Here is a 26,511-nt window from a genome sequence, read left to right on the forward strand (position 1 = left end):
GAGAGGAAATACAGAATGATCCGTAACGGAAGGCGCAAGATCGCGCTCACCGCTGTGGCGGGGGCATCCGTCCTCGCCCTGGGCCTGACGGCCTGTGGCGCAGGCGGAGGCAACGAGGGGAGCGGTGGCGATGGCGACCGTGCTCTTCGTGTCTGGGCCGGCAGCCAGACCCCCATCACCGCGAACTACAACCCGTTCGCCCCGACCGTGCTCCACGGTGCACTCGGGCCGATCTACGAGCCGCTGTTCTTCTTCAACAAGACGGCGGATTCCGAGCCCGTCGGTCTGATCGGAGACTCGTACGAATACAACGAGGACGGCACGGTGATCACGATCGCCATCAAGCCCGATCTCAAGTGGAGCGACGGAGAGCCGCTGACCGCCGCCGACGTCGCGTTCTCCTTCACCTACGAGGCCAACAACCCTGAGGGCAACGGTCTCGTCTCGGCGGAGGCGACCGACGACACCACGGTCGTCCTCACGTACACGACCGCGCAGTACACGACCGAGTTCCAGCGCCTCGGTTCGACCTACATCCTCCCCGAGCACGTGTGGGCGGAGGTCACCGACTTCGCGAACTTCGCCAACGAAGAGCCGGTCGGCTCCGGCGCCTACGTGGTCGACAAGACGACGAGCGAGTCGTACACGCTCGTCGCGAACGAGAACTTCCGCGACGCCGACGAGCTCGGAGTCAAGAAGGTCCAGTACATCGCGGTCGACAACAACCAGACCGCACAGGACCTGCTCGCCGCCGGCAAGCTCGACTGGACGGGCATGTTCATCCCGAACCCGGACGACGTCACGGGCAACGGAGCGATCGATTGGATCAACACGCCGCAGGACCCGACTGTCCTGTACACGTGCTCGAACGCCGAGCTCGGCTGCACGGGTCCCCAGACCGACGTCGCGGTTCGACAGGCGCTCAACGTCGCGATCGACCGCGCGGCCATCAAGGACAAGGCGTTCGTCGGTCTGACCGGCGACATCTCGCCGACCTTCGCGCTGCTGCCCCGTGACGAGAAGTGGGTCGCGGACTCCGCCAACGAGATCAGCCCCCAGGAGGCGAACGCCGACGAGGCTGGCGAGATCCTCGAGGCCGCCGGCTACACGAAGGACGGCGACTTCTACGCGAAGGACGGCGTGCCGCTCGAGCTCAGCCTGATCTCGGTCGACGGCTGGACCGACTACAACGATGCGGCGAAGCTGATCGCCGAGCAGGCAGAGGCTGCCGGCATCAAGATCACGGCATCCACGGTGCAGTGGCAGGAATTCTCGGACGCCCGTCAGGGCGGTGAGTTCCAGCTGATCGTCGGCGGTGTGGTCGGAACCTCGGTGGCCGACCCGTTCCAGATCTACCGCGACTGGTTCGGCGGCACGACCGTCGGTTCGACCGCAGCGGTGGGCTCGGAGGTGCCCGCGGGGCGTTGGAACTTCAGCCGATACAGCAACCCCGTCGTCGACACGGCCGTCCAGGCCGCGATCAGCACGAACGACGAGGCAGAGAAGAAGGAGCTGTACGGCACGATCCAGACCGAGATCGTCCGTGATCTGCCCTACATCCCGCTCGTGATCAACGCGACGCAGACCTTCTACAACACGAAGGACTTCACGGGATGGCCGACGGAGGAGGACCTCTACGCCTTCCCGCCGTCCTGGGGTGCGATCGCGGCGGGCTACGTCCTGACGCAGCTCGAGCCGGCGAACTAAGCACATGGAGTCGGGGGAGCAGGAAGCACGGTCAGTGACATGAAGTTCTATGCACGAAGAATCGGGTTCTACGCGTTCACGCTATGGGCCGCGATCTCACTCAACTTCCTGCTTCCCCGGCTCATGCCGGGGAACCCGGCGGACATCATGATCGCCAAGATGCAGCGAGCGGGCGGCGAGGTCTCCGAGACCACGATCCGCAACATCAAGCTGCTTCTCGGCGGTGATGACTCGTCCCTCTGGGATCAGTACATCGCGTACTGGGGGCGCATGTTCCAGGGCGACCTGGGCATCTCCGTCACCAAGTTCCCCGCGCCGGTGAGCGAGCTGATCGGGCAGGCGCTGCCCTGGACGCTCATCCTCGTCGGCACGGTGACCGTGATCTCCTTCATCCTCGGCGTCGTCCTCGGCGCCTGGGCGGGATGGAAGCGCGGAACGTGGGTCGACCACCTCATCCCGGCGACCACCGTGCTGCAGTCCATCCCGTACTTCTGGATGGCGCTGCTGCTCGTCTCGGTGTTCGCGGTCGGGCTCGGCTGGTTCCCGATCTTCGGCGGCTACGACGTGTTCGACTTCCCGGACGGTCCCGAGCCGACCTGGGCGTTCTTCATGGATGCGCTCTCGCACGCCATCCTGCCCGCACTGACGATCGTGATCTCGTCGGTGGGCGGCTGGATGTTCGGGATGCGCAACATGATGGTGCAGACCATGGCCGAGGACTACGTGCTCACGGCCGAGGCCAAGGGGCTCCGTCCGCGTCGCATCATGACGACGTACGCCGCCCGCAATGCCGCGATCCCGTCGATCGCCGGCTTCTCGATCACCCTGGGATTCGTTGTCGCCGGCTCCATCGTCATGGAGCAGGTCTTCACCTACCCGGGCATCGGGAAGCTGATGTTCCAGGCGGTCACGAACAACGACTACGCGCTGATGCAGGGACTCTTCCTCGTCATCACGATCACGGTGCTCGCCGCCAACTTCATCATGGACCTCGTCTATGGCTTCATCGACCCGAGGGCTCGCCAGAATGTCTGACACCGAGAACACAGTGCTGATCACGAAGGATCAGCCCATGACCCAGCCTGCGAGCACGATCTCTCTCGCCACCCAGCGGGGCCGCAGACGCCGCCGCGTCCTTCCCACCTCATCGACGAAGTTCATCATCGGCGCGAGCATCGTGATCGCGATCGTGCTGTTCGCGATCATCGCGCCGATCTTCTCGCAGGACCCTCGAAGCACCGACAACCCCGCACTGCTCCCGCCCTCGCCGGAGCACTGGTTGGGCACCACCAAGCTCGGCAACGACATGTTCGCCCAGCTCGCCATCGGCGCCCAGGGCTCGCTCCTCGTGGGCGTGGTAGCGGGCGGAATCGCCATCATCCTGTCGCTTGTCTTCGGAGTCCTCGCGGGGTACCTCGGCGGATGGCGCGAGGACACCCTGGCGCTGCTGACCAACGTGATGATCGTGATCCCCGGCCTGCCGCTGGTGATGGTCATCTCCTCCTTCGTCCCGCAGCGCAGCTGGCAGCTCGTCGCGTTCGTGCTCGGCATCACGTCCTGGGCCGGTGCCGCCTACGTGCTCAGGCTGCAGACCCGATCTCTGCGCACCCGTGACTACGTCTACGCGTCCAAGGTCGCGGGAGAGCGATCCTTCCGCGTCATCCTGGTCGAGATCATGCCGAACCTGCTGCCGTTGCTCACCGCGCAGTTCCTGTTCGCGATCATCTTCGCGATCCTCGGCGAGGCCGGTCTCTCGTACCTCGGTCTCGGCCCGAACTCCTCCATCACCTGGGGGACGATCCTCAACGACGCGCAGTCAGGTCAGGCGCTCGGACGAGGCGCCTGGTGGTGGTTCGTCCCACCGGGAATCATGATCGCCATGCTCGGCGCGGGACTCTCGCTCATCAACTTCGCGATCGACGAGGTCATCAACCCCAAGCTCCGCAATGCACCCGACGCCGCTCGGCGCGTGCGCAAGGCCGCCAAGACGAAGGGGGTCGCCGCATGAGCGCTCCGGATGCCGTGCTGACCGCACGCGACGTGTCGATCGAGTACGAGGTGGATCCGCCCGTGAAGGCGGTCCGCAACGTCTCTCTCACACTCAACCGAGGCGAGATCCTCGGCCTCGCCGGTGAGTCCGGCTGCGGCAAGACGACGCTCGCCTACGGCATGAATCGGCTGCTCAAGGCTCCTGCGCTCATGACCAGCGGCGAGATCGTGTTCCATGACCGCGACGGCCACGACATCGACATCGTCGCTCTCGACGGCGATGGGCTGCGGGCCTTCCGCTGGGACAAGATCTCGATGGTGTTCCAGGGTGCGATGAACTCGCTCAATCCGGTCATCAGCGTCAAGGCGCAGATCTTCGACATCTTCGAGACCCATCGCCCCGGCATGTCCAAGAAGGACAAGCAGGCGCGGGCCGAAGAGCTGCTGACCCTGGTCGGGGTCGACCCGTCGAGACTGACGAGCTTCCCCCATGAGCTGTCCGGTGGCATGCGTCAGCGCATGATGATCGCGATGGCGCTCGCGCTGGACCCTCAGGTGATGATCATGGACGAGCCGACCACGGCGCTCGACGTGGTCGTGCAGCGCGGGATCATCCGCGAGATCATGCGGCTGCGTGAGCGGCTGGGCTTCGCGGTGATCTTCATCACGCATGACCTGCCCATGCTGATCGAGATCAGCGACCGCATCGCCGTGATGCTGCAGGGGCAGATCGTCGAGGAGGGCACCGCGGAGGAGATCTACCGCACGCCCCAGCACGAATACACCAAGAAGCTCCTGTCGAGCTTCCCGAGTCTGACCGGCGAGCGCGGAGATTTCGTCCGCACCGGCAACCAGCCCAGTCAGGAGGAGGTCCGATGAGTGCTCCCACCCTCGAAGCCCGCAACCTGGTGAAGGACTTCACGCTGCGATCCGGCCTCAAGACGTCGGTCCTGCACGCGGTGAAGGACGTCTCGTTCACCATCGAAGCGGGGAAGACGGTCGCTCTCGTCGGCGAATCCGGGTCGGGCAAGTCGACGATCGCCCGGATGCTGATGAAGCTCGAGACGCCGACGGGCGGGCAGATCCTGCTCGACGGCAAGGACTCGGGCATGCGCGGCCGCGCCGTGGAGGACTACCGCTCCCAGGTGCAGATGGTCTTCCAGGACCCCTTCGCGTCACTCAACCCGTTCCACACGATCATCCATCACCTGGAGCGGCCGATCCGGCTCCACCACCCCAAGCTGTCTGGCTCCCAGGTGCGGGCGCGGGCGATCGAGCTGCTCGAGCGCGTGCGGCTGTCGCCCGGCGAGAGCTTCGCGGAACGTCGCCCGCATGAGCTGTCCGGTGGTCAGCGGCAGCGGGTGGCGATCGCTCGTGCGCTCGCCCCGGGCGCGCGGTTCATCGTCGCGGATGAGCCGGTCTCGATGCTCGATGTCTCGATCCGACTGGGAGTGCTCAACCTGCTGGCAGACCTGCAGCGGGAGGAGAACCTCGGCGTGCTCTACATCACGCACGATCTCGCGACGGCACGTCACTTCAGCGACGAGATCATGGTGCTCTACAAGGGTGATGTCGTCGAGCGCGGCCCCGCCGACGAGGTCATCCTCAATCCGCAGCACGAGTACACCAGGACATTGCTGGGCGCCGCGCCCGAGCCCGAGAACCTCGGGCGTCTGCGAGACGAGGTCAGAGCCGAGCTGGCGGGTCGCTGACCTCCAGTGGATGACGCCGCGCTCGCCTGGCGCCCCTCCTTCGGGGCGTCGGGGGAGCGCGGCTTTCTGCGGCCTGTGCCGACGACGTCGACCCGCTAGACTGAGGCCACAAGTGAAGACAGGCCGAATGACCCACGCGGGAGAGCCCCGGCGAATGCAGCCGGGCACCGAAGGAGCAAGCCTCCCCGCCAATCTCTCAGGTACGCGTACCGCGCGGTTCCGGCCACTCTGAAAAGCGATCTCGAGCGACGCCGCGTCAGCTCGGATCCGCCGACGGTGAAAGCCCAGTCTCTGGGCGAAGCTCTCAGGCTCATGACAGAGGGGGAGTTCCCAGGAGCAGCGTCGCTGTTCCGCCCGATCCAGCCCGGGAGAACTCCATGTCCGACCCCCGCTACACCCCGCTGCGTGAGCGCCACGAGGCGCTCGGTGCATCGTTCACCGAATTCGGCGGTTGGCAGATGCCGGTGCGATACACGTCCGACCTCGCCGAGCACCACGCCGTGCGGCAGGCGGCCGGCATCTTCGACATCTCCCATATGGCGGAGTTCCTCGTCACCGGCGACTTCGCCGGGGAGTTCCTCGACTACTCGCTCGCGGGCCGGCTGTCGGCGATGGCGGTCGGCAAGGCGAAGTACTCCCTGATGCTCGCCGACGACGGCGGGATCATCGACGACGTCATCGTCTACCGGCTCGCAGACGACCGCTTCCTGGTGATCGCGAACGCGGGAAACCGCGGATTCGTCGACCAGGCGTTCGCATCGCGCGTCCGTTCGTTCCCATCGCGGATCGAACGCGAGATGCCCGCCAGGGCCGAGGGAGAGGACCGCAGCTTCGCGGGGTTCATCGGCGACAGGGGCGTGGACGTCGAAGACGTCTCCGACGACTATGCCCTGCTCGCGGTCCAGGGCCCCGCCTCCGAGGCGATCGTCTCGTCGACGCCGGGCATCACCGATCTCGGCACCCCATGGGCGGAGCAGAAGTACTACGCCTGGGCCGATGCGCTGTTCCAGGGTGCACCGCTGCTGCTCGCCCGCACGGGCTACACGGGTGAGGACGGATTCGAGCTTCTGGTGAGAGCCGCCGACGCACCCGCCCTGTGGGACGCCCTCGTCGAGGCGGGTGAGCCGCACGGGCTCGTCCCCGCGGGCCTCGCCGCGCGCGACACCCTCCGGCTCGAAGCGGGGATGCCTCTCTACGGTCACGAGCTCTCGCGCGAGACGAAGCCGTCTCAGGCCGGTCTCGGGCGAGTGGTGGTGTCCGACAAAGATGACTTCATCGGCAAGGGAGCGGTGGATGCCGCATCCGACGCTCCGGTGCTCGTCGGCCTGGTCGCCGAGGGCAAGCGAGCCGGACGCGCGGGCTACTCGGTGGTCGACGCGGACGGCATCGTTCTGGGCGAGGTCACCAGCGGTGCACTGAGCCCGACGCTCGGCCACCCGATCGCGATGGCCTACGTGGCACCTTCTTCCGCTGCCGCGGGAACCGCAGTATTCCTTGATGTGCGGGGGACCAGGATCCCCGCGACCGTGACCGCCCTGCCTTTCTACCGGAGGACCAAATGACCGATCTCAACGCACTCAGCTATACCGACGAGCACGAGTGGATCGCCGCTGGCGGTGACACCGTCACCATCGGGATCACCGACTACGCGGCCGACAAGCTGGGAGACGTCGTGTTCGTCGAACTCCCCGCCGTCGGCACCGAGATCGCCGCAGGCTCGGTCGTCGGTGAGATCGAGTCGACCAAGTCGGTCGGCGAGCTCTACGCCCCGGTCACCGGCACAGTCGTCGAGATCAACGACGCCGTCGTCGACGACCCGTCGCTCGTGAACGCCGAGCCGTTCGACGGAGGCTGGCTCATCAAGGTCTCCGTCGCCGCCGGTGCGCTCGAGGGCCTGATGGACCGCGACGCGTACGTCGCTCTCACGGAGGGCTGATCGTCCAGTGGTCTCTTTCGCCGATCGTCATATCGGAACCACCGCCGCCGCCCAGCGCCAGATGCTCGACACCCTGGGCGTCGAGTCGAAGCTCGAGGACTGGAGCCCGGTCGAGGCGCTGATGCGTCAGGCCGTGCCCGCTTCGATCTTCACCCCCGCCTCCACGGAGTCCGTGATCCCGCGCGCAGCGAGCGAGACCGAGGCGCTCGCCGAGCTGCGCGCGCTCGCGTCCCGCAACACGGTGAACCGGCCGATGATCGGGCTCGGGTACTACGGCACGATCACCCCTCAGGTGATCCAGCGCAACGTGCTCGAGAATCCGTCGTGGTACACCGCGTACACGCCGTACCAGCCCGAGATCTCGCAGGGCCGCCTCGAAGCACTCATCAACTTCCAGACGATGGTCGCCGAACTGACCGGCCTGACCACCGCGAACGCGTCGATGCTCGACGAATCGACCGCTGTGGTCGAGGGGATGCTGCTGGCACGCCGCGCGTCGAAGAAGGCGTCGAACGTCTTCGCCGTCGACGCCGACGCGTTCCCGCAGACGAAGGCACTGCTCGAGACCCGTGCCGAGGCCGTGGGCATCGAACTGGTGTCCGTCGACTTCGCGGCGGGCGAGGAGCTGCCCGCCGAGCTGTTCGGCGTCTTCGTGCAGTACCCGGGGGCCTCCGGGCGAGTCTGGAACCCGGCGGCCGTGATCGATGCGGCGCACCTCGCGGGCGGGCTCGCCGTCGTCGCGGCCGACCTTCTCGCGCTCACCCTCGTCGCGTCGCCCGGCTCGCTCGGGGCCGATGTCGCGGTCGGGACGACGCAGCGCTTCGGCGTGCCGATCGGCTTCGGAGGCCCGCACGCGGGCTACATGGCTGTGCGCGCAGGGCTCGAACGTCAGCTGCCCGGCCGTCTCGTCGGCGTCTCTGTCGATGCCGACGGCAAGCCGGCGTATCGGCTGTCGCTGCAGACCCGCGAGCAGCACATCCGCCGCGAGAAGGCGACGAGCAACATCTGCACCGCTCAGGTGCTGCTCGCCGTGATGGCGTCGATGTACGCCGTCTACCACGGTCCCGATGGACTGAAGGCGATCGCCCGGGAGGTCGCGGCCAAGACCGCGATGCTGCGCGACTGGCTCGCCGATGCGGGTGCGGACGTCGTGCACGACTCGTTCTTCGACACCCTCCAGGTGCGGGTGCCGGGGCGCGCTGCCGAGTTCGTGGAGCAGGCCCATCACGGTTTCGGCATCCTGCTGCACGCCGCGGATGCCGACACGATCGGCATCTCGATCGACGAGACCACGACGGTCGCCGAGCTCCATCAGGTCGCTCAGGTCTTCGGCGGTGCCCGGGAGCGCGCATTCGGATTCTTCGGCTCCGGTTCGCAGGGCGGCCTCCCCGGCGATCTGCTCCGTCAGGACGAGTACCTCACGCACCCCGTCTTCCACGCGCACCGCAGCGAGACGGCGATGATGCGCTATCTCAAGAGCCTCGCCGATCGTGACTATGCGCTCGACCGCGGCATGATCCCGCTCGGGTCCTGCACGATGAAGCTCAACGCGGCGACCGAGATGGCATCGATCACGTGGCCGGAGTTCGCGGGCATCCACCCGTTCGCGCCGGCATCCGATGTCGCGGGGTATCTCGACATGATCACGCAGCTCGAAGCGTGGCTCGCCGAGGTCACGGGGTACGACGCCGTCTCGCTGCAGCCGAACGCCGGGTCGCAGGGCGAGCTGGCCGGCCTCCTCGCCATCCGCGGATACCACCTCGCGAACGGCGACACGCAGCGCACGGTGTGCCTCATCCCGTCGTCCGCGCACGGCACCAACGCGGCCTCCGCGGTGCTCGCCGGAATGAAGGTCGTCGTCGTGGCGTGCGATGAGCTCGGGAACGTCGACCTCGACGACCTGCGGGCGAAGATCGCGGCGCACGCCGACGAGCTCTCGGCGCTGATGATCACCTACCCGTCGACGCATGGCGTCTACGAGCAGGACGTGGTCGAGATCACGACCGCGGTGCACGACGCCGGCGGCCAGGTGTACGTGGACGGTGCGAACCTCAACGCGCTGCTCGGCTACGCCCGGTTCGGCGATCTCGGCGGCGACGTCTCGCACCTCAACCTGCACAAGACGTTCGCGATCCCGCACGGCGGCGGCGGCCCCGGTGTGGGCCCCGTCGCGGCCAAGGCGCACCTCGCGGCCCACCTGCCGTCGCACCCGCTCGCGCAGCGGGCGGAGCATGCGGGCGGATTCGTCTTCGAAGGCGGCGCGGTGTCGGCGGCACCGTACGGATCTGCGGGCATCCTGCCGATCTCCTGGTCCTATGTGCGGATGATGGGCGCCGACGGCCTCCGTCACGCGACCGCGGCCGCCGTGCTGTCGGCGAACTACATCGCCGCGCGCCTGGGCGAGCACTTCCCCGTGCTGTACGCGGGGGAGGACGGCCGGGTGGCGCACGAGTGCATCCTCGACCTGCGTCCGCTTCGCGAGGAGACCGGGATCACCGTCGACGACGTCGCCAAGCGACTGATCGACTTCGGCTTCCACGCACCGACCATGTCGTTCCCGGTCGCGGGGACTCTGATGGTCGAACCCACCGAGTCCGAGGACCTCGGCGAGATCGAGCGGTTCATCGAGGCCATGATCATGATCAAGGCCGAAGCGGATGCCGTCGCCGCCGGGCGCTGGCCCGCGGACGACAACCCTCTCGTCAACGCTCCGCACACCGCCGTCTCGCTGATCGCGGGGGAGTGGGAGCACGCCTACAGCCGTGAAGACGCCGCCTATCCGGTGCACGCCCTGGTGGCAGGCAAGTACTGGCCGCCCGTGCGCCGCATCGACCAGGCGTACGGTGACCGCAACCTCGTGTGCGCCTGCCCGCCGATCGAGGCGTTCGCCTGAACCGAATCCTGAGGGGTGACGGCGTCGTGTCCATGCGGACACGACGCCGTCACTCGTTTCCGTGCATTTCCGCGTGTTTCGGGGATGTTTCAGTTGGTCACCACTCAGTAACGGTTCATTAGCCGAGAGCGGCGTCCACGAAACCGCGGGTTACAGTCAACTATCCCTACGCGTTCGACGATGAGCGCGCAGTCTGATGAATACCCGTCCACAGGAGGACACAAAGTGAAGCGCAACAAGATCGCCCTTGCGGGCACTGCGCTGTTCGCGATCGGCGCCCTGGCGCTCGCGGGCTGCGCGAGCGGTGGAAGCGGCAATGAAGGCGACGGCGGCTCCGGTGCGAACACCGACGCCGACGCCATCATCACCACGAACGGCTCGGAGCCCGAGAACCCGCTGATCCCCACCAACACCAACGAGGTGGGCGGCGGAAAGATCCTCGACGAGATCTTCGCCGGTCTGATCTACTACGACGCCGACGGCAAGCCCGTCAACGACGTGGCTGAGGAGATCACCACGGAGGACCCGCAGAACCTCACCGTCAAGATCAAGGAAGGCCTGACCTTCACCGACGGTGAAGAAGTCACCGCCGACAACTTCATCAAGGCGTGGAACGAGGGCGCCAAGGCGTCGAACGCTCACCTCTCCAGCTACTTCTTCGAGGACATCGAGGGCTTCAGCTACGACACCGACTCCGAGCTCACGGGTCTCAAGCAGGTCGATGACTACACCTTCACGATCGCGCTGAACAAGCCGGCATCCGACTTCGCTCTGCGTCTCGGCTACTCGGCCTTCTACCCGCTCCCCGACGTCGCGTTCGAGGACATGGAAGCGTTCGGTCAGAACCCGATCGGCAACGGTCCGTACATGATCGACGGCGAAGACGCGTGGCAGCACGACGTCCAGATCGACCTCGTCCGCAACGACGACTACGACGGTGGCCGTCAGGCCGCCAACGGCGGTCTGACCATCAAGTTCTACGCCACCCAGGAGGCCGCATACGCCGACCTGCTGTCGAACGAGGTCGACGTCATCGACGCGATCCCGACGAACTCGCTCCCGGTCTTCACCGACGAGCTCGGCGACCGTGCTGTGAACCAGCCCTCCGCTGTGTTCCAGTCCTTCACCATCGGCCAGTTCCTCCCGCACTTCAGCGGCGAAGAGGGCCAGCTGCGTCGTCAGGCGCTGTCGATGGCGATCAACCGCGAGGAGATCACCGAGACGATCTTCTCGGGCACCCGCACCCCGGCATCCGACTTCACCTCTCCGGTCATCGACGGCTGGTCCGACTCGGTTCCCGGCAGCGAGGTCCTCGACTTCGACCCCGAGAAGGCGAAGGAGCTGTGGGCTGAGGCCGACGCCATCGCACCGTGGGACGGCGAGTTCAAGATCGCGTACAACTCCGACGGCGGCCACGACGCCTGGGTCGACGCGGTGAGCAACAGCATCAAGAACACGCTCGGCATCGAGGCATCGGGTGACCCGTACCCGACCTTCCAGGACCTTCGCACGAAGATCAACGACCGCACCATCACCACGGCTGCGCGCTCGGGCTGGCAGGCCGACTACCCGGGTCTGTACAACTTCCTCGGACCGCTCTACGCCACCGGCGCAGGCTCCAACGACGGTGACTACACGAACCCCGAGTTCGACGAGCTCATCTCCGCCGGCATCAGCAACCCCGACGCCGAGGCTCAGATCGAGGACTTCACCAAGGCGCAGGAGGTCCTGTTCCAGGATCTTCCCGCGATCCCACTGTGGTACTCGAACGTGACCGGTGGCTTCAGCGAGAACGTCGACAACGTCACGTTCGGCTGGAACTCGGTTCCGCTGTACTACGAGATCACGAAGGCCGGCGAGTAAGTCTGACGGCACTTCACCTGTGAGGCGGTGACGATTCTTCGTCACCGCCTCACAGGCTTGTGTTCACGTAGCTTTCTTTCCCCTCAAGAAGGGACAAGCGGATGCTCGGTTACATTCTGAGACGTCTCCTGCAGGTGATCCCGGTCTTCTTCGGAGCCACCCTGCTCATTTACTTCCTCGTGTTCGCCATGCCCGGCGACCCGATCCTCGCCCTGTTCGGCGACAAGACGCCCAACCCGGCGGTCGTCGAGCAGCTGCGCGCGCAGTACCACCTGGACCAGCCGTTCATCGTGCAGTACTGGTACTACATCACCGGCGTCTTCCAGGGCGACCTGGGCACGACCTACTCGGGCCGCCCGGTCTCGGCTGTGCTCGCCGCCACGCTTCCTGTCACCGGCCGACTCGCAGTGATGGCCATCGCCATCGAGTTCGTGCTCGCCATCGTCATCGGCACCATCTCGGCGCTGCGCAAGGGCAAGCTGTTCGACAACGTCTCGCTCGTCGTGGCGCTGGTCGCGATCGCGATCCCGATCTTCGTGGTGGCGTTCCTCGCGCAGTACTTCCTCGCGATCCAGCTCGGCTGGTTCAAGCCCACGGTGGGTGCGGACAACGACTGGGGCGGGCTGTGGCTGCCGGCGATCGTGCTCGGTTTCAGCCTCTATGCGGTGAGCATGCGTCTCATGCGCAGCTCGGTCATCGAGACCCTGAACCAGGACTGGGTGCGCACGGCGTACAGCAAGGGCCTCTCGCGCAACCGCGTGCTGCCCGTGCACGTGCTGCGCAACTCCCTGATCCCGGTGATCACGAACTCCGCCACGAACTTCGGCGTGCTGCTCGTGGGCGCCACCGTCACCGAGGGCATCTTCAACGTCCCCGGTGTGGGAAACACGCTCTTCCAGGCGATCCAGCGCGGCGAGGGACCCACGGTCGTCTCGTTCGTGACCGTGTTCGTCATCCTGTACGTGTTGGTGAACCTTCTCATCGACCTGCTCTACGGTCTGCTCGACCCGAGGATTCGCTATGCCTGATCCCACATCTCAGAAGCACTACGTCGCTCCGATCGAGACGGAGTCGATCGCGGTCGACGCCGTTCGGATCTCGGACAAGCCCAGCAACCTCTGGCGTGACGCCTGGTTCGACCTGCGTCGTCGTCCGCTGTTCTGGTTCTCGGTCGTCCTCGCGCTGTTCTTCCTCGTGATGGCGCTGTGGCCGACTCTGTTCACCGCGACGCCGCCGAACAACGACTGCCAGCTGTCGAACAGCAACGGCGGTCCGACGGACGGACACCCGCTCGGGTTCACGTTCCAGGGCTGCGACATCTATGCGCGCATCGTCTGGGGTGCTCAGACGTCGCTGGCCGTCGGCCTCATCGCGACGCTGATCTCGTCCGTTCTCGGCCTGATCATGGGAGCTCTCGCGGGCTTCTACGGCGGATGGCTCGACTCGGTGCTCTCGCGCATCGGCGACATCTTCTTCGCCATCCCGTACATCCTCGCGGCCGTCGTCGTGATGACCGTGTTCCGGGATTCCCGTTCGGTGTGGACGCTCGCGTTCGCCATCGGAGCGTTCGCCTGGGCGTCCACGGCTCGCGTCGTGCGGGCCGAGGTGCTCCGTGTGCGTCAGGCGGACTTCGTGATGGCGTCGCAGGCGCTCGGTCAGTCGAAGTTCAAGATCCTCCTGAACCACGTGGTCCCGAACGCCATCGCTCCGCTGCTCGTCGTCTCGACGCTCGGCCTCGCCGCCGCGATCGTCGCGGAAGCGACGCTCTCGTTCCTCGGGGTGGGGCTCGGCAGCGACGTGATGTCGTGGGGAAATGACATCGCGAAGGCTCAGGCATCGCTGCGTGTCGCGCCGATGGCGCTCATCTATCCGTCGATCGCCCTCACCCTCGCGGTGCTGGCGTTCGTCACCCTGGGCGAGCTCATCCGAGACGCCCTCGACCCGAAGGCGAGGGCACGCCGATGAGCGAGCGAATCACCGAACAGGTCCCGCTGCTGAGCATCCGCGACCTGAGCGTCGCGTTCCGCACGCAGGAGGGTCTGCGCGAAGTGCTCCACGGAGTGAGCTTCGACGTCATGCCCGGAGAGACCGTCGCGATCGTGGGCGAGTCGGGCTCGGGCAAGTCCACGACGGCCACGGCCATCGTGAACCTGCTGCCCGGCACCGGCCAGGTCACCGCGGGATCGATCACCCTCGAGGGGCGCGAGCTCACGACGCTCAACCGTCGCGAGATCGAGGCCGTCCGAGGCCGGGACATCGGCTTCGTGCCGCAGGACCCGATGTCGAATCTCAACCCCGTCTGGAGCATCGGCTTCCAGGTGAAGGAGGCGATCCGTGCGAACGGCATCGCCCAGGGGCGCGACGCGGCCAAGGCGCGCACCGTCGAGGTGCTGCAGCAGGCCGGACTCGCCGACGCCGAGAAGCGTCTGCACCAGTTCCCGCACCAGTTCTCGGGAGGCATGCGCCAGCGCGCGCTGATCGGGATGGGCCTCGCGGCCGACCCCAAGCTGCTCATCGCCGACGAGCCGACCTCGGCTCTCGACGTCACTGTGCAGCGCGTGATCCTCGACCACATGGCGTCGCTCACCCGTGACAAGGGCACCTCGGTGCTCCTGATCACGCACGATCTCGGTCTCGCAGCCGAGCGTGCGGACAAGATCATCGTGATGAACGGCGGCAACATCGTCGAGTCCGGTCCCAGCCGCGAGATCCTCGAGAACCCGCAGCACCCGTACACGAAGCGACTGGTCGCCGCGGCGCCCAGCGTCGCATCGCAGCGCATCCAGGCGGTGGTGGAGGACCGGGGGATCGAGACGCTCGACGACCTCGCCGACATCCCGCCGACGGTGCGCGTCGCCGGACTCACGAAGGACTACCGGATCCGCCAGGGGAACTTCCGCAGTGAAGCGTTCCGCGCTGTCGACGACGTGTCCTTCGAGATCCCTCGCGGCAAGACGCTCGCGCTCGTGGGCGAGTCGGGCTCTGGCAAGTCCACGGTCGCCAAGATGGTGCTGAAGCTCGAAGAGCCGACCAGCGGAACCATCGAGATCGACGGGCAGGATGTGTCGAGGCTGTCGAATGCGCAGGCGTTCGGTCTGCGTCGGCGCATGCAGCCGGTCTTCCAGGACCCGTACGGCTCGCTCGATCCACTGCGCAACATCGGCAACACGATCGCCGAGCCGATGCAGATCCACGGCGTCGGCGATCGCGCCTCGCAGCGCGAGCGGGTCGAGGAGCTGCTCGACCAGGTCTCGCTTCCGCGCGTCCTCGCGACCCGGTATCCGAACGAGCTCTCGGGCGGTCAGCGTCAGCGTGTCGCGATCGCACGCGCTCTCGCGCTCAAGCCCGACATCATCGTCCTCGACGAGGCGGTGTCGGCGCTCGACGTGCTGGTGCAGGATCAGGTGCTGCAGCTGCTGGCCGAGCTCCAGTCGGAGCTCGGGCTCACCTACCTGTTCATCACTCACGACCTCGCGGTCGTCCGAGTGTCGAGCGATCTGGTGTGCGTCATGGAGAAGGGCAAGATCGTCGAGCAGGGCACTGTCGACGAGATCTTCGCGAATCCCCAGCAGGAGTACACCGATCGTCTGCTCAAAGCGATCCCCGGGGCGACCATCACCCTCGGCGGTCACTGAGAGTGAGCATCGACCCTCGACCGGAGGCCGCACGGACTTTCCGTGCGGCCTCCGGGCCTGTCTCCCTCGTGCTGTGCTCGCTGCTCGCGATCTTCCTGCTCGGCGACGCCGTCGTACGCGCCGGCTGGGGCCAGATGCTCCTGCTCGCGCCCTGGGTGCTGCTCGGACTCTGGGTGGTCTACGAGATCGCTTTCGTCTCGGTCGTCCGCATCGACGACCAGGGAGCGATGGTGCAGAACATGCTGCGTCGCACCTCGTTCGGCTGGAGCCGCGTGCGCGACGTCGACCTGCGCTGGCAGCTCGTCTTCTCGCTCGACGACGGCACCGACCTGTCGAGCTACGGAGGGCCGGCTCGAGCGCGGCCGGTGCGACGCGCGACCGGCGACGACGAGGCCAAGGCCCCCGTCGCGCTCCGCGACCTCACCGACGTCCGTGACCGCTGGCAGGCGGCTCTCTCCGGTGCGGACGCGCCGATCCGCCGCACGTGGGACTATCGGGCGCTCATCGCCCTCGGTGTCATCGTGCTCTGGGCCGTGGCGTCGATCCTGATCGCGAACGGCTGACCTCGCCTCGGCTCTCAGCCGGGCAACCCGAACAGCGCCGGCCAGGTCGCCGCGGCCCAGGGGTAGCCGACGAACACGGTCGCGTCGATCAGGAAGTGCGCCACCAGGAACGGCATCAGCCGGCCACTGCGCTGGAACAGCCAGCCGAACAGCAGGCCCATCGCGAAGTTGCCGATGAAGGCGCCGGGCCCCTGGTAGAGGTGGTAGCTCGCGCGCAGCAGTGACGTCGTCAGGATGATGGTCCACGGGCCCCACCCGAGCTGCTTCAGACGGGCGAACAGATATCCCAGCACCACGAACTCCTCCTGGAGCGATGCACGGGCTGCCGCGAGAAGGAGGATCGGCACGGTCCACCAGTGGGCGCCCTGGCCCGAGGGGTCGACCGCGACGAAGATCCCCATGGCTCTTCCGGCCAGGTAGAGCCCGATCCCCGGGATGCCGATCGCCGCGACGAGCAGTGCGCCCCGCCCGATGTCGGCACCCACGCGGGTCCCGTCGAGGCCGAGCCTGCCGAGGTGCGGCCTCGACGACTGCCAGAGCAGGAAGCAGACGAGCAGCACCGGGACGATCGAGAATCCGATCGAGAGGACCTGATAGATCAGGTCGAAGATCTCCCGATCGCTGCGGGACGGATTGAGCGCGGCCGTCTGATCGGCGAGAGGCGTCTCGTCGGTGAGTCGGTAGGCCAGCTGCACGATCGCGTACACCGCGGACTGACCGAGGCCGAGCGCGAGGACGATCGCGATCTCCCACCACAGGCGTGCTCTCGGGGATGGGGCGTTCGAGGGGAGGCTCATGGCATCACCGATCGTACTCGCGCGGCTGGCACTGCTATGGCATGGGCGCGTGCACTTCGACAGCCCACGTGCGCATGAGCTGTCGCTCTTCGGCTGTGCAGATGTAGTCGTAGCCGTAGTCGCGACCGTCGAAGGTCAGGGTCCACAGATCCAGATAGGTCAGTGCGTAGCAGTCGGCGAACACCTCGCTGTTCCCCTGAAAGTGCCCCTGCTCGACGAGGACGCCAGATGACCCCAGCTCGGCCCCGTTCGCATCGCTGTCGGCTCGCATGTAGAGGTGCGAGAGCTCGTGCAGAACGACCAGACGGATGGCGGTGTCGCCGCCGAGCTGGTCTTCAGGCAGAAGGTGAACCGTCAGCGTTTCCTCGGAGATGCAGCCGATCGTCACACTTCCGTCATCCGGTTCTCCGGGGGTCCCGCACTCGGTGTCCGCGTTCCATGCGATGTCGATGAATCCCTGGCCGGCTTCGTCGACGATCGCCTCGCTGACCGAACCGGAGACGTTCGCTCGTCGCGCGGCGGCGTCGGCGATCCGCTGCTCGAGGCTCTGCCGGATGGCCTTGGCTTCGCTCGCATGGTCAGCGACCGACGCGTCGGTGACAGGGGGCTGCGAGATCGACGCCTCCAGGCGTCGGAACGTCATGAGGTCCGCGACCAGGGGAGCCACCGGGTTCGCCTCGATCTGTGCATAGAGCTCATAGAACCTGCTCCGCTCCGCATCGAACGCCGCCAGCGACTCGGAGCGGGAGCCGGTTCCCTGTGCTGCCGGCTGCTCCGGCGACGAAGAGGACGCAAACAGCCCTGCGACGACGAGCACCACGACGAGGGCGAAGCCCAGCAGAGCGATTCCACCGCAACCGAGGAGCGCGCACAGCCCGCCCCTTCCTCGCCGCGGAACAGGGGCTGGAGCTGGAGCAGCCATCGCCGCTCGGATCGCGGGATTGACTGCGAGTATCCACTCGCGCAGCTGCGGGTAGCAGGCGGGGTGATGCAGTAGGAGCGAATGCAGATCTCCCCGGCGTGCGGCTATCTCTGCGAGCAGAGCGGGTGGCGTCGCAGGATTCTGCACGGCGGCCAGGTCGGTGTCGTGCATGTGGCCGCTCATGCGGCCACGGTATCGCACAGCCCTCGCATCGGCGCGACGGTCGAGGTCGTACTTCGCCGTTCAGGAACGACTCGCCCGAATACGATAGTCTGGAACGTCGGCTTCTCGGCAAAACCCCACACTCTTTAGGACATCTGCATGGCGCACGCCCTTCGCTCTGACCTCCGCAACGTCGCAATCGTCGCGCACGTCGACCACGGCAAGACCACTCTCGTCGACGCCATGCTGCGTCAGACCGGCTCGTTCGGCGAACACGCCCACGTCGATGAGCGCGCGATGGACTCGAACGACCTCGAGCGCGAGAAGGGCATCACGATCCTCGCCAAGAACACGGCGATCACCTACAAGGGCAAGCATGCTCAGGGCAAGGAGATCACGATCAACGTGATCGACACCCCCGGCCACGCCGACTTCGGTGGTGAGGTCGAGCGCGGCCTGTCGATGGTCGACGGCGTCGTGCTGCTCGTCGACGCCAGCGAGGGCCCGCTCCCGCAGACCCGTTTCGTGCTGCGCAAGGCTCTCGAGGCCAAGCTGCCCGTCATCCTCCTGGTCAACAAGACCGACCGTCCCGACGCTCGTATCGCCGAGGTCGAGGAAGAGGCCCACGACCTGCTGCTCGGCCTCGCGTCCGACCTCGTCGACGACGTGCCCGACCTCGATGTCGACGCCCTGCTCGACGTTCCCGTCGTCTACGCGTCCGGCCGTGCCGGCGCGGCCTCGCAGAACCGCCCCGCCGACGGATCGCTGCCCGACAACGACGACCTCGAGCCGCTGTTCGAGGCGATCCTCGAGCACGTCCCCGCTCCCGCCTACGACGACGAGCACCCGCTGCAGGCCTGGGTCACCAACCTCGACTCCAGCCCCTTCCTCGGTCGTCTCGCTCTGCTGCGCGTCTTCAACGGCACGCTGAAGAAGGGCCAGACGGTCGCCTGGGTCCGCGCTGACGGCACGCACCAGAACGCACGCATCACCGAGCTGCTCAAGACGCGGGCGCTCGAGCGCTACCCGGCCGATTCGGCGGGCCCGGGCGACATCGTCGCCATCGCCGGCTTCGAGAACATCACGATCGGCGAGACGATCGCCGACCCCGAGGATGTCCGGCCGCTTCCCGCGATCACCGTCGACGACCCGGCCATCTCGATGACGATCGGCACCAACACCTCGCCGCTCATGGGCAAGGTCAAGGGTCACAAGCTCACCGCTCGCATGGTCAAGGACCGTCTCGACAAGGAGCTGATCGGCAACGTCTCGCTCAAGGTCGTCGACATCGGGCGCCCGGACGCCTGGGAGGTGCAGGGCCGCGGAGAGCTGGCGCTGGCCATCCTCGTCGAGAACATGCGCCGTGAGGGCTTCGAGCTCACCGTCGGCAAGCCGCAGGTGGTCACGAAGAAGATCGACGGCAAGACGTACGAGCCGTTCGAGCACCTCACGATCGACACGCCGGAGGAGCACCTCGGCGCGATCACTCAGCTTCTGGCGAACCGCAAGGGCCGCATGGAGAACATGACGAACCACGGCACCGGCTGGGTCCGCATGGAGTTCATCGTCCCGTCGCGCGGTCTCATCGGGTTCCGCAGCGAGTTCCTCACGACGACCCGAGGCACCGGCATCGCGAACGCGATCTCGCACGGCTACGAGCCGTGGGCCGGTTCCATCACGACCCGTCAGAACGGCTCGATCGTGGCCGACCGTCAGGGCGTCGTGACTCCGTTCGCGATGATCGCCCTGCAGGAGCGCATGTCGTTCTTCGTGCAGCCCACGCAGGAGGTCTACGAGGGCATGGTCATCGGCGAGAACTCCCGCGCCGACGACATGGACGTCAACATCACGAAGGAGAAGAAGCTCACCAACATGCGTGCGGCGAGCTCCGACACCTTCGAGTCGATGACGCCCCCGCGCCAGCTGACGCTCGAGGAGAGCCTCGAGTTCGCCCGTGACGACGAATGCGTCGAGGTCACGCCCGAGGTCGTCCGCATCCGCAAGGTGAATCTCGACGCGAACACTCGTGCGCGTGAGACCGCTCGCCTGAAGCGCCAGGACGCGAACGTCTGAGAATCGTCTGAGAGAAGGGGCCCTGTACCGCCGGAAACGGCGGTACAGGGCCCCTTTCTCACGAAACGTCCAGGAGTGCCGTTGCAGAATCGTTACCTTGCGCCTGGGGCGATCTCCCGATGAGTGTCCTGTGACGGGCGTACGACGACCCGAAAGTCGAACCCAATGCTTCACACCACCCGTGCGCTTCGGCGCGCCCACGCGGCGGCGACAGCTCGTAACGCCATCACGGCGCGTCGCCCGAAACTGATTCTCGGAACGATCACCGGCGGCGTGCTCGGCCTCGCTCTGACGGTCGGCATCGTGTCCGCCCCCGCGGCCGGCGCCGAGCTGCCGGACGCCGTCGCAGGCGTCACCTCGTTCGTCACCGGCGAGCCGGACGCCCCGGCCAAGAGCGCGGATGACTCGGCGCTCACGATGGTCGCCGCTCAGGATGCCGTCGCGGCAGCTGAGGCGCTGAACGCAGAGGTCGCGGCATCGGGCCTCGATCTGGGCGCCGCACCCTCGAGCGTCGACACCGCTGACGTGACCACGTGGGTCGATCAGCTGGCGGACCGTGATGACTTCTCGAACAGGGAGCTCTCGAGCCTGACCGCGTACGCAGTCACCGGAACCGACGAGATCGTCGCGGAGACCGCTGCGCTGCAGGCGTCCTATGTCGCGGCCCAGGAGGCGAAGGCCGCTGCGGACGCGGCTGCGGCCCAGGCGGCGGCTGAAGCCGCGGCGCTCGCTCAGACGAACACCGTCGACGGCGCGAAGGCCGCGGCTCGCGACATCGCGTCGAGTGAGTACGGCTGGGGTGAGGACCAGTTCTCCTGCCTGAACTCGCTGTGGACCAAGGAGTCCGGCTGGAACTACAAGGCGTACAACGCCTCGGGTGGCGCGACGGGGATCCCGCAGGCTCTGCCCGGAAGCAAGATGGCGTCAGCCGGTTCCGACTGGCAGACCAACGCGGCCACTCAGATCCGCTGGGGCCTCGGATACATCTCGTCGGTCTACGGCACCCCCTGCAGTGCGTGGGGCCACTCCCAGTCGGTGAACTGGTACTGAGTCGCAGCTCCGCACACCCTCCCTCCGAGACCCACCCCGCCTGCGTGCGGCGGTGGGTCTCGGTGTCTCCGGACATGTGTCGCAACAGGGCACTGCCTGCCCTAGGCAGCGCGACGCATTGGCACTACGGTGAGCGATGACGGCTGGGGGGTCGTGGACTCGAAGGAGAACGCATGGACGTCGCGGCGCTGGCAGGCATCCCGCAGCAGGTCTCGACGGGTGGGCTGCCCGGGTGGGACAGGGTCGACCAGCTCGTGCGTGAGGCTCATCGCCTGTATGCGCAGGACCACGGCGGCGCGGTCGCCGACTACATCCCGGTGCTCGCCGAGGCCGACCCCGAGCTGTTCGGTCTCGCGGTCATCGAGGTCGACGGCGGCCTGCATGACGCCGGGGATGCGCAGCATCCGTTCTCGATCCAGTCGATCTCGAAGATGTTCGTCTACGCCCTGGCGATCCAGGAGCACGGCCATGAGCGGGTGCGCGACATCGTCGGCGTCAACAACACCGGCCTCGCCTTCAACTCCCTGATGGCGCTCGAGCTCAACGGCGGACACCCCATGAATCCGATGGTCAACGCCGGTGCGATCGCGACGACGGCACTGATGCCGGGGCAGACGGCTGTCGAGCAGTGGGAGCGCGTGCGCGAGGGGCTCTCTGCTTTCGCCGGCCGCGCGCTGAGCCTCGACGGCGTGGTGTACGCCTCGGAAGCCGCGACCAACGAGCGCAACCGGGCGATGGGCTGGCTGCTCCGCAGCTACGGACGGCTGGTCGGCGACCCCGACGAGGTCGTCGACGTCTACACGCGTCAGTGCGCTCTCAGCGTCACGGCCCACGACCTCGCGGTGATGGGGGCGACGCTCGCCGACGGCGGCGTGAATCCGATCACGGGCGAGCGGGTGGTCTCTGCGGACGTCTGCCGCGACACTCTCGCAGTGGTGGCATCCACGGGCCTCTACGAGGCCTCGGGTGAGTGGCTGTTCGAGATCGGGCTGCCCGCCAAGTCGGGTGTGGCAGGAGGGATCGTCGCCGTCGCGCCGGGCAAGGGTGCCGTCGCCGGATTCTCACCGCGCCTCGACGCGGCGGGAAACTCCGTGCGATCGCAGCTCGCCATCGGTCACCTCTCCCGCGCTCTCGGACTGAACCTGTTCGCCTCCGCGCCCGCGCCGACCGCTCGGTCGACGGACTGACCTCCTTCCCCGCTCAGAGGACCCTGCCATGACACTCACTGCTCCGGCATCCACGAAGACCTCCTGGATGCCGCTCGTCAGTCTCTTCCTCGCCCAGGTGCTCATGTCGTTCAACGTGGCAGCCCTGCCGATATCCCTCGGTGGCATGGTCAGTGAGTTCGGCGTGCCGCCGACGGTCGCCAGCACCACCATCGTGATGTACGGCCTCGCCGTGGCCGCCCTCGTGATGACCGGCGCGAAGCTCGGGCAGCGGGTCGGCTGGGTCCTCATCTTCCGGATCGTGATCGGCCTGTTCGCCGCGTCGTCGGTGCTGATGATCGTGTCCCCGAGCGTGGGCTGGGCCATCGCGGGTCAGGCGGTCGCCGGCGCCGCCGCAGCGATCATCGTCCCCTCGATCGTGGCGCTGATCGCCGAGAACTATCGGGGCGCGCAGCAGGCGACGGCGATCGGTGCGATCGGGTCCGCCCGAGCCATTTCGGGAGTCACCGCGTTCCTCATCGGCGGCACGCTCGGCACCCTGGTCGGATGGCGGCCGATGTTCTTCATCGTGTTCGGCATCGCCGTGGTCGTCTTCGCGTTCAGCTTCACGCTGCGAGGTGATGGGGGAGACGCGTCGATCCGCATCGACCTCGTGGCGTCGCTCCTCATCGGCGCGGCCATCGTGCTTCTGACCCTGGGTTTCAACAACCTCAACGGGTGGGGTGCCGTCGCCGCGACCGAGGCCGCACCCTTCAACATCCTCGGGCTCTCGCCTGCGCCCGCCTTCGTCGTCGTCGGGATCGTGCTCGGTCAATGCTTCTTCGTCTGGACTCGCCGTCGGATGGCCGAGGGCAAGGTGCCGCTGATCGACCTCAGCATCCTCGACTCGTCGAAGGAGCGCGCTGCCGTGTACGCGATGTTCATCGTCGTGGCGCTCGAGGCGTGCGTGAACTTCACCATCCCCCTGTACATCCAGATCGTGCAGGGAAGGACGCCCTTCGACACGTCGCTCGCGATGATGCCTTTCAACCTGACCGTGTTCATCACCGCCACACTCGTCGTCCGGTTCTACAAGCGCTACCCGCCGCGGGTCATCGGCGTCTTCGGCTTCATCCTCACCACGGTCGCGCTCGTCTGGCTGTCCTTCGTGGTGAACAACAACTGGGAGACGCTTCCGACGATCCTCGGGCTGGTCGTGTTCGGCATCGGTCAGGGTGCGCTCGTGACCCTCGTCTTCAACGTGCTCGTCACCGCGGCGCCGGCTGAGCTCGCGGGTGATGTCGGCTCGTTGCGCGGCACCACGCAGAATCTCGCCTCGGCGGTCGGGACCGCTCTGGCCGGCGCACTCCTCGTCTCGCTCCTCGGGGTGAGCATCGGCCGCGCGGTCGTCGAGCACCCCGAGCTGCCGCCGTCGCTCGTCGCGCAGGTCGACATGGACAACCTGAACTTCGTCAGCAACGACGACCTGCGCGCAGCACTCGAGCAGACGGATGCGACGCCCGAGCAGGTCGACGCGGCGGTGGCCGTCAACGAGGAGTCGCGTCTGGGGACGCTGCGACTCGGCCTGCTGCTGCTCGCGGGACTCAGTGCCGTGGCGATCCTGCCTGCATCCCGGCTGCCGAAGTACAAGCCGGACGAGATCCCGGACCCGTCACCGGTCTCGGGCTCCGCGCCGAAGTGATGCTCAGCGCAGCTCCGAGATGAGCACCGCACTGGTCGAGGCGACGGTCGCCTCGAACACGTGGGGCGCGTCTCCGGCGTACGAGAGATAGTCGCCCGGGTTCAGCAGCACGGGGGCGTCCGACGGACCGATCCGAGCCTGGCCGGAGATGAGGATCACGTGTTCGGTCGTTCCTACGTGATGCGGATCGGAGCGGCGTGGGTCCCCGGGATCCGCGTGGATCAGGTACACATCCCGCCTCGCACCCGGCGGGCTCGCTGAGAGCAGGGTCGCGCTGTACGCGGCGACCGACGACGGGACGCCCGTGAGGTCATCGGCGCGGATGAGCGTCGGCGCGTTGCTCTGCTGATCGACGAGGACGGCGAACGGCACCCCGAGCGCGACGCCGAGCGCCCAGAGCGTCTCGACGCTGGGGTTGCCGGCACCGGACTCCAGTTGGGAGACGGTCGCCTTCGAGATTCCCGCTCGACGCGCCAACTCCGACACGGATAGTCCGGCTCTCTCCCTCTCTCTGCGCAGAGTGCGGGCGATGCGCGTTCGGAGTTCCTCCATGTGTTCATCATGTCAAACGATCGTTCGCTTGACTATCCCGGACACCGCGTTCAGAATGATGGTCATGTGTTCACCGCAGCGAACGATCGTGCGATGAGCGCCGACCGCGAGGTCTGGCGTGAAGCGCTGGGAGTCGTGCTCGCCACCAGCGCCTATGGCATCTCGTTCGGCGCGCTGGCCGTGGCATCCGGACTCGACGTCTGGCAGGCGTGCGTGCTGAGCCTGCTGATGTTCACGGGCGGGTCGCAGTTCGCCTTCGTCGGAGTCTTCGCCGCCGGAGGAGTGTCCGCACTGCCGTCGGCGATCGCGTCGGCCGCGCTGCTGGGAGTGCGCAATGTCGCATACGGCATGCGGATGTCACCCGTCGTCGGCACGACCACCGGACGGCGGATAGCGGCGGCGCACTTCACGATCGACGAGTCGACCGCCGTGGCCATCTCGCAGACTGATCCGCGGCTGAGGCAGGTCGGCTTCTGGGTCACCGGGATCGGCATCTTCATCGGCTGGAACATCACGACCCTGATCGGGGCACTCGTCGGCGACGTGCTCGGTGACCCCAAGACCTGGGGGCTGGATGCTGCGGCGGCCGCGGCGTTCCTGGCTCTGCTCTGGCCGCGCCTGAAGGAATGTCAGGCCATAGCGGTCGGGGTGGCTGCGGCGGTGGTGGCGGCCGCCCTCACGCCGTTCATCATGCCCGGGCTGCCCGTGCTCGTGGCAGCCGTCGTCGCGATCATCGTGGGCTGGTTCAACTGGCTCGGTCGAGTCGATGCCTCCGCACCCGACGGTGGGGAGGCCGCCGCGTGAGCATCTGGAGTGCGATCCTTCTCGCTGCGGTGATCTGCCTCGCTCTGAAGGCCGCGGGGTACCTCGTGCCGCCCTCGGTGCTCGAGGCACCGCGACCGGCGCGCATCTCCGATCTGCTCACCGTGGCCCTGCTCGCCGCGCTCGTGGCCGTGCAGACCCTCGGAGCCGGGCAGGCCGTCGTCGTCGATGCACGGGTTCCCGCTCTGCTCGTCGCGGCCGGGCTTCTCTGGCTGCGTCAGTCGTTCCTCGTCGTGGTGGTCGCGGCCGCCCTCGTCGCGGCTCTCCTGCGCCTGTTCGGGCTCGCTGTCTGAGCGCCCCTTCGCGGCGGCGCGCGTAGGATCGACTCGTGCGTATCGGATGGATCTCCCGGGTGCTCTCCTGGATCGCCGCGGCTCTCGTCGGCGGCGTGTTCGGCGTCGCAGGGACGATCGGTCACAGCCTCATGTGGGGTCCCGTGCCCGTCGGACTCATCGTCGGAGCGATCGCGTGCGGCGCGATCCTCGTCGCGATCCGCGCGCTCACCCACGACCGAGGCGCGACTCTCGCCGCGGGGCTCGGCATGCTCGGCATGCTGGTGCTCATCTCCGGCGTCGGGCCCGGGGGATCGGTGGTCGTCGAAGACACGCTCAGCGGTCGCATCTGGACCTATCTCGTCGCGGGGCTCGTGCTCCTCGCTGTCGCATGGCCCTCGTTCTCGCGGCTTCCGACTCGCACCGAGGCGCAGGCGTCGACGGCCGCGGCATCCGGCACGGCGCCCGGCGCAGACGAGGCGACCGCCCCTCGTGCCCCCGTCCTGGGCGATCGGACCGGCGGCGAGTCGTAGACTGGAGGGGTGACGTATGTGATCGCCCTCCCGTGCGTCGATGTCAAGGATCGCGCCTGCATCGACGAGTGCCCCGTTGACTGTATCTATGAGGGCGAACGCTCGCTGTACATCCACCCCGACGAATGCGTCGACTGCGGCGCGTGCGAACCCGTCTGCCCCGTCGAGGCGATCTACTACGAA

The 26,511-nt window shown here is 67.1% G+C and carries 24 protein-coding genes and 2 riboswitches; of the genes, 21 read left to right on the plus strand and 3 right to left on the minus strand.

Features of this window, described 5'->3' with window-relative positions:
- The first annotated feature begins 15 nt into the window (after positions 1-15).
- The 13 genes from SOM10_RS17440 to SOM10_RS17500 all read left to right on the plus strand — a co-directional run bounded on the left by SOM10_RS17440 (position 16) and on the right by SOM10_RS17500 (position 16,298).
- The gene (locus SOM10_RS17440) at positions 16-1,707 is read left to right on the plus strand and encodes an ABC transporter substrate-binding protein (RefSeq protein ID WP_056278036.1); all 1,692 of its coding nucleotides are present in this window, start codon (positions 16-18) and stop codon (positions 1,705-1,707) included.
- Between the two features lie 39 nt (positions 1,708-1,746).
- Complete coding sequence (locus tag SOM10_RS17445; RefSeq protein WP_053095557.1) at positions 1,747-2,742, plus strand: ABC transporter permease; 996 nt, start codon at positions 1,747-1,749, stop codon at positions 2,740-2,742.
- On the plus strand, positions 2,735-3,715 hold the full coding sequence (locus SOM10_RS17450; RefSeq protein ID WP_053095558.1) for an ABC transporter permease: 981 nt from the start codon (positions 2,735-2,737) through the stop codon (positions 3,713-3,715). Before SOM10_RS17445 ends, SOM10_RS17450 begins: the two co-directional genes overlap by 8 nt.
- Positions 3,712-4,575: an ABC transporter ATP-binding protein gene (locus tag SOM10_RS17455; protein WP_053095559.1), complete on the plus strand. Its 864-nt coding sequence runs from the start codon at positions 3,712-3,714 to the stop codon at positions 4,573-4,575. Before SOM10_RS17450 ends, SOM10_RS17455 begins: the two co-directional genes overlap by 4 nt.
- Entirely contained in the window at positions 4,572-5,408 is an 837-nt protein-coding gene (locus SOM10_RS17460; RefSeq protein WP_072590993.1) for an ATP-binding cassette domain-containing protein, read from the plus strand. Before SOM10_RS17455 ends, SOM10_RS17460 begins: the two co-directional genes overlap by 4 nt.
- A gap of 127 nt (positions 5,409-5,535) precedes the next feature.
- A riboswitch (glycine riboswitch) is annotated at positions 5,536-5,630 on the plus strand.
- Between the two features lies 1 nt (position 5,631).
- A riboswitch (glycine riboswitch) is annotated at positions 5,632-5,734 on the plus strand.
- 51 nt (positions 5,735-5,785) lie between these two features.
- The gene (locus tag SOM10_RS17465) at positions 5,786-6,970 is read left to right on the plus strand and encodes a glycine cleavage system aminomethyltransferase GcvT (protein WP_320491343.1); all 1,185 of its coding nucleotides are present in this window, start codon (positions 5,786-5,788) and stop codon (positions 6,968-6,970) included.
- Positions 6,967-7,344 carry a glycine cleavage system protein GcvH gene (gcvH, locus tag SOM10_RS17470; RefSeq protein ID WP_320491344.1) on the plus strand — a complete coding sequence of 126 codons (378 nt, stop codon included), beginning with the start codon at positions 6,967-6,969 and terminating at the stop codon, positions 7,342-7,344. The genes SOM10_RS17465 and gcvH overlap by 4 nt, the downstream gene beginning before the upstream one ends.
- A 61-nt stretch (positions 7,345-7,405) precedes the next feature.
- On the plus strand, positions 7,406-10,237 hold the full coding sequence (gene gcvP, locus SOM10_RS17475) for an aminomethyl-transferring glycine dehydrogenase (RefSeq protein ID WP_372984318.1): 2,832 nt from the start codon (positions 7,406-7,408) through the stop codon (positions 10,235-10,237).
- Positions 10,238-10,462: 225 nt separating this feature from the next.
- A complete protein-coding gene (locus tag SOM10_RS17480; protein ID WP_150115049.1) occupies positions 10,463-12,100 on the plus strand; it encodes a peptide ABC transporter substrate-binding protein in 1,638 nt (545 codons plus the stop codon).
- Between the two features lie 101 nt (positions 12,101-12,201).
- Positions 12,202-13,128 (plus strand): ABC transporter permease, encoded by a 927-nt coding sequence (locus SOM10_RS17485; protein WP_053095564.1) that lies wholly within the window; start codon positions 12,202-12,204, stop codon positions 13,126-13,128.
- Positions 13,121-14,065 (plus strand): ABC transporter permease, encoded by a 945-nt coding sequence (locus SOM10_RS17490; protein ID WP_053095565.1) that lies wholly within the window; start codon positions 13,121-13,123, stop codon positions 14,063-14,065. The genes SOM10_RS17485 and SOM10_RS17490 overlap by 8 nt, the downstream gene beginning before the upstream one ends.
- Positions 14,062-15,735, plus strand: a complete 1,674-nt coding sequence (locus SOM10_RS17495; protein WP_053095566.1) for a dipeptide ABC transporter ATP-binding protein — start codon at positions 14,062-14,064, stop codon at positions 15,733-15,735. Before SOM10_RS17490 ends, SOM10_RS17495 begins: the two co-directional genes overlap by 4 nt.
- A 2-nt stretch (positions 15,736-15,737) precedes the next feature.
- A complete protein-coding gene (locus SOM10_RS17500; RefSeq protein WP_295104154.1) occupies positions 15,738-16,298 on the plus strand; it encodes a PH domain-containing protein in 561 nt (186 codons plus the stop codon).
- 14 nt (positions 16,299-16,312) lie between these two features.
- Here SOM10_RS17500 and SOM10_RS17505 read toward each other — a convergent pair whose 3' ends face one another.
- Both SOM10_RS17505 and SOM10_RS17510 read right to left on the minus strand, forming a co-directional pair.
- The gene (locus tag SOM10_RS17505) at positions 16,313-17,095 is read right to left on the minus strand and encodes a CPBP family intramembrane glutamic endopeptidase (protein WP_056278052.1); all 783 of its coding nucleotides are present in this window, start codon (positions 17,093-17,095) and stop codon (positions 16,313-16,315) included.
- Between the two features lie 34 nt (positions 17,096-17,129).
- Positions 17,130-18,200 (minus strand): hypothetical protein, encoded by a 1,071-nt coding sequence (locus tag SOM10_RS17510; RefSeq protein WP_157538134.1) that lies wholly within the window; start codon positions 18,198-18,200, stop codon positions 17,130-17,132.
- 138 nt (positions 18,201-18,338) lie between these two features.
- Between SOM10_RS17510 and typA the strand changes: the two genes are divergently transcribed.
- From typA to SOM10_RS17530, 4 genes are all read left to right on the plus strand, one after another.
- Positions 18,339-20,252 (plus strand): translational GTPase TypA, encoded by a 1,914-nt coding sequence (gene typA, locus SOM10_RS17515; protein ID WP_053095568.1) that lies wholly within the window; start codon positions 18,339-18,341, stop codon positions 20,250-20,252.
- Between the two features lie 165 nt (positions 20,253-20,417).
- Positions 20,418-21,302, plus strand: coding sequence for a phospholipase (locus tag SOM10_RS17520; protein ID WP_187249386.1), 885 nt, complete (start codon positions 20,418-20,420; stop codon positions 21,300-21,302).
- A 173-nt stretch (positions 21,303-21,475) separates the two neighbouring features.
- Positions 21,476-22,489: a glutaminase A gene (gene glsA, locus SOM10_RS17525; RefSeq protein WP_320491357.1), complete on the plus strand. Its 1,014-nt coding sequence runs from the start codon at positions 21,476-21,478 to the stop codon at positions 22,487-22,489.
- A gap of 28 nt (positions 22,490-22,517) precedes the next feature.
- Positions 22,518-24,149, plus strand: coding sequence for an MFS transporter (locus tag SOM10_RS17530; protein WP_072590999.1), 1,632 nt, complete (start codon positions 22,518-22,520; stop codon positions 24,147-24,149).
- Positions 24,150-24,152: 3 nt separating this feature from the next.
- Here the strand turns inward: SOM10_RS17530 and SOM10_RS17535 are convergent, their stop codons facing one another.
- On the minus strand, positions 24,153-24,701 hold the full coding sequence (locus tag SOM10_RS17535) for a helix-turn-helix domain-containing protein (RefSeq protein WP_187249387.1): 549 nt from the start codon (positions 24,699-24,701) through the stop codon (positions 24,153-24,155).
- 93 nt (positions 24,702-24,794) lie between these two features.
- Here SOM10_RS17535 and SOM10_RS17540 point away from each other — a divergent pair, with 93 nt between their 5' ends.
- From SOM10_RS17540 to SOM10_RS17555, 4 genes are all read left to right on the plus strand, one after another.
- Entirely contained in the window at positions 24,795-25,505 is a 711-nt protein-coding gene (locus SOM10_RS17540) for an AzlC family ABC transporter permease (RefSeq protein ID WP_320491358.1), read from the plus strand.
- Positions 25,502-25,816, plus strand: a complete 315-nt coding sequence (locus SOM10_RS17545) for an AzlD domain-containing protein (protein WP_053095573.1) — start codon at positions 25,502-25,504, stop codon at positions 25,814-25,816. Before SOM10_RS17540 ends, SOM10_RS17545 begins: the two co-directional genes overlap by 4 nt.
- Before the next feature lie 35 nt (positions 25,817-25,851).
- Positions 25,852-26,328, plus strand: coding sequence for a histidinol dehydrogenase (locus SOM10_RS17550; protein WP_230100669.1), 477 nt, complete (start codon positions 25,852-25,854; stop codon positions 26,326-26,328).
- Positions 26,329-26,337: 9 nt separating this feature from the next.
- Positions 26,338-26,511, plus strand: a 174-nt coding sequence (locus SOM10_RS17555) for a ferredoxin family protein (RefSeq protein ID WP_320491374.1), incomplete at its 3' end; no start/stop codon positions are given.

This window comes from Microbacterium sp. CFBP9023 (assembly GCF_034045055.1).
In the GTDB taxonomy this organism is placed as follows: domain Bacteria; phylum Actinomycetota; class Actinomycetes; order Actinomycetales; family Microbacteriaceae; genus Microbacterium.